Annotated in this window: 4 protein-coding genes and 1 pseudogene; 2 read left to right on the top strand and 3 right to left on the bottom strand. The window is 70.7% G+C overall.

Annotation, left to right across the window (positions count from 1 at the left end; all coding sequences use genetic code 11):
- Together G6024_RS06770 and hemQ are read left to right on the top strand one after the other, a co-directional pair.
- Positions 1-994, top strand: a 994-nt coding sequence (locus G6024_RS06770) for an FAD-dependent oxidoreductase (protein ID WP_159148344.1), incomplete at its 5' end; no start/stop codon positions are given.
- Between the two features lie 3 nt (positions 995-997).
- The gene (gene hemQ / locus G6024_RS06765; protein WP_069389059.1) at positions 998-1,693 is read left to right on the top strand and encodes a hydrogen peroxide-dependent heme synthase; all 696 of its coding nucleotides are present in this window, start codon (positions 998-1,000) and stop codon (positions 1,691-1,693) included.
- A gap of 104 nt (positions 1,694-1,797) precedes the next feature.
- On the opposite strand, the gene msrB is transcribed toward hemQ, so the two are convergent.
- The 3 genes and pseudogenes from msrB to G6024_RS06750 form a co-directional block, all read right to left on the bottom strand.
- Positions 1,798-2,232, bottom strand: coding sequence for a peptide-methionine (R)-S-oxide reductase MsrB (gene msrB / locus G6024_RS06760; protein WP_069389058.1), 435 nt, complete (start codon positions 2,230-2,232; stop codon positions 1,798-1,800).
- Between the two features lie 9 nt (positions 2,233-2,241).
- Positions 2,242-3,438 (bottom strand): glycosyltransferase family 87 protein, encoded by a 1,197-nt coding sequence (locus tag G6024_RS06755; RefSeq protein ID WP_235027790.1) that lies wholly within the window; start codon positions 3,436-3,438, stop codon positions 2,242-2,244.
- 53 nt (positions 3,439-3,491) lie between these two features.
- Positions 3,492-3,701, bottom strand: a pseudogene (locus tag G6024_RS06750) (alpha/beta hydrolase); the annotation flags it as partial.

The raw sequence follows: 3,701 nt of genomic DNA, 5'->3' as shown, positions 1-3,701 counted from the left end.
CGACCTGCCGCTGGACTGGGAGCCGGGCGGTGACGTCTCGCTCGGCTCGTTGGTCTCCGAGCGGTTCGGGCACGCGGTCGTCGCCCGGCTCGTCGACCCCATGCTCGGGGGCGTGTACGCCGCCCCCAGTACCGGGCTCGGGCTGCGACAGGTGATCCCTGGGCTGGCGCAGGCGTTGGACCGCGGCGCTCCCAGCCTCACAGCCGCCGCGCGGGAGCTCGTCGCGCACCGCGTGCCGGGCCCGGTGTTCGCCACCCTCGACGGGGGTTACCGGCTCCTCGTGGACGCCCTCGTCCGGGCCTCCGGTGCCGTGATCCGTACACACGCCACCTGCACCGCTCTCCACCGGGACGGTTCGGGCTACTCGTTGGCGGTCGCCGGCGACCGCGGGTCGTGGTCCGAGGAGGCGGACCTCGTCGTCGTCGCCGTCCCCGTTCCCCACGCCGCCCCGCTCCTGGAGGGTGCCGGGGGTCTCGACGCCGCGACCCGGGGCCTGTCCGGGATCCGGACGGCGTCCTCGGCCGTCGTCGCGTTGGAGGTCGACCGGTCCCTGGACCTCCCGCAGCGGTCGGGGGTCCTGGTGGCGACCGACGAACCGGTGCCGTTCAAGGCGATGACCTTCACCAGCCGCAAGTGGCCGCACCTCGACACCCGGCCCGGGCACCTGGTCAGGGTGTCGTTCGGGAGGATCGACGACGACGAGGTGCTCGCCGCCGACGACGCCACCCTCACCCGCATGGCCGAATCCGCGCTGGGGGGACTGTGCGGCTCCGCGCCGACGGTCCTGCACTCGCGGGTGCGCCGCTGGTCCGACGCCCTCGCCGAGATCGGTCCCGGACACGACACGCGGATCTCGGGCGTGCGCGCCGAACTGGCCGAGCGGCTGCCCGGCGTGGAGCTCGTCGGCGGCGCGACCGAGGGCGTGGGGGTACCCGCCTGTATCGGCTCGGCGCGGGCCGCGGCCCGGCGACTCGCCTCGGGGTGGCAGGATTGAGCCATGGCACGCCTTGACTACAAGAAACTCAACTCGACCCTGCGCTACCTGATGTTCTCCGTCTTCACGGTGACGCCGGGGCAGCTCGGGGAGGACCGGGACGCGGTCGCCGCGGACCTGGAGGAGTTCCTCGCCCGCTACGACGGCACCGACGTGGTGGTCCGGGGTCTCTACGACATCTCGGGCCTGCGCGCCGAGGCCGACTTCATGATCTGGACCCACTCCGAGCACATCGAGGACCTACAGCGGTTCTACAACGAGTTCCGGCGCACCACCCTCCTGGGCCGGGCCAGCACCGCCTACTGGTCCAACACCGCGCTGCACCGCCCCGCGGAGTTCAACAAGAGCCACATTCCGGCGTTCCTCGCCGAGGAGGAGCCGGGGGCGTACGTCTCGGTGTACCCGTTCGTGCGCTCCTACGAGTGGTACCTGCTCCCCGACGAGGAGCGGCGCCAGATCCTCGCCCAGCACGGCCGCGCCGCCCGCGAGTACCCGGACGTCCGCGCCAACACCGTGCCGTCCTTCACGCTGGGGGACTACGAGTGGATCCTCGCCTTCGAGGCCCCGCAGCTCGACCGGATCGTCGACCTGATGCGCGAGATGCGGGCGACCGAGGCCCGCCGCCACGTGCGCGAGGAGATCCCGTTCTTCACCGGACCGCGCGTCACCGCCGGGCAGCTGGCGGCATCGATGCCCTGAGGTTCACCGCGCGCCGACAGCTCGACTTGACGCGAGAGAGGGCCGACCGGGAGCAGTCCCGGTCGGCCCTCTCGTCTCTGTGGGCCGGATGCGGCCGGTCGAGTTCAGCTCTCGGCCGGCTCCAGCGTCATGCTCAGGGAGTTGATGCAGTACCGCAGGTCGGTGGGGGTGCCGTAGCCCTCCCCGGCGAACACGTGCCCCAGGTGACCGTGGCAGTTCGCGCAGATCACCTCGGTGCGCGTCATGCCGAGCGAGGAATCCGTGCGCTCGATGACGGCGCCGCCGGCCAGCGGCGTGAAGAACGAGGGCCACCCGCAGTTGGATTCGAACTTGGCGTCGCTGCGGAACAGTTCGGCACCGCATCCGCGGCAGCGGTACACGCCCTCGGTCTTGGTGTCGTTGTACTCACCGGTGAAGGGACGCTCGGTGCCGGCCTGCCGCAGGACCTGGTACTCCTCCGGGCTGAGTCGACGACGCCACTCGGTGTCGTCCAGCGTGAAGTCCGGCTGGGGGGTGTGGGTATCGGTGGGCTCGCTCATGCCCGCAGGCTACGCCGACGCGGCGGCCGGTGCGATCCGCTCGTGCCGGCGGGGGTCGCTGCGGCGCCACAGCAGCACCACGAGCACGGTGGCCAGCAGCAGCAACCATCCCAGGGTCGGGTGCGCGAACTCGAGTAGCCGCCCGTAGTAGGGCCAGCGCGCCGACTCCCAGAAGTCGAGGGTGAAGAACCCGTACGCGGCGAGCCACGCCGGCCAGTTGCGGACCAACGACTTGTCCAGCACCACCGTGAGCATGATCGGGATGAGCATCATCGAGTAGTACATCTGGCCGAGGGTGGAGACGAGGAACACACCGGCGAGCACGACCCCGGAGGTGGTGGCCAACCACAGCACCTCGTGGTTGTGGCGGTAGTCCATCAGCAGCCACACGGCGACGAGGGTGGCCACCACGACCAGGATGCGGGCCACCAGGATGACCGGCTCGGGTACGCCGTAGTACAGGCCCATCCCGGCGATCGAGCTGTTGTAGTAGTCGCGGACCTCGCCCATGTAGGTGAGTGTGGTGTCGAGGTAACTGCGGGCGTCGACGGTGAGGGCCCACCCCGCGGCCATGGTGACGGCGGGGATCGCGGCCGCGGTGACGAACGGCTGCCACTGCTTGCGGATGAGAGGCAGCACGAGCAGCGGAGCGAGCATCGGTTTGACGGCCAGGGACAGGCCGATGGCCACGCCGGCCCACCAGAGGCGCCGTCGGTGCAGCAGGTAGAGGAACGCCACCTGGCACAGGAAGATCACGCCGTTGACGTTGGTGAATACCAGCGTGTTGGTGACCGCCTCGGTGCAGAACGCCGCCAGCAGGATGGCGGGGGCGGCGAACGAGCGGACGTCGAGGTCGAACAGCCGCATGAGCAGCCACAGCGCCGCGATGATCGCGGCGGTGTTGATTCCGATGAACAGCCAGCGCGCCAGCGTGTAGTTGTCGATCAGGCCGAACGGGGCGAGGACGAACGTCCCGCTGGGGGCGTAGAGATAGTGCGGTTGCACCGTCAGCAGGTTCTCGACGTACACCGGCTCACCTGCCAGGAAACGCCTGGTGGCGGCGTAGACGGTGCCGAAGTCGTTCGTGATGGATCCGTTGACGGCCTTGATCAGGACGCGGTGGATGACGGTCATGATCGCCAGCGGCCACAACACGTGGGTGAGGACGCGGGGCACGGTCGACGTGCTTCGGGTGGGCAGCGGCACGACTCGCAGGGTACCGCCTGGCCTCCCGCGTCCCGGTGAGGCACCCCGGCCGGTCAGGACGGGCAGGCCGTGGACTGCTCAGCGGCATCCGGGTCGTCGAGGAAATCGACGACCGCGCCCCGGGCGCATCCGGAGTGCAGGATCACCTGTGCGCCCGGGGCGCCCCAGGTGACGATCCGCACGTCGGTGGCCCCGGCGGCGCTGAGGGCCCCGGCGGTGGGTTCGAGTGCGGCGGCACCGGCCCGGGGGTCGGCGATCCCTCC

The sequence above is a fragment of the Dietzia maris genome, assembly GCF_014144855.1.
Classification (GTDB): domain Bacteria; phylum Actinomycetota; class Actinomycetes; order Mycobacteriales; family Mycobacteriaceae; genus Dietzia; species Dietzia kunjamensis.
This window is presented reverse-complemented; position numbering and strand designations above follow the sequence as displayed.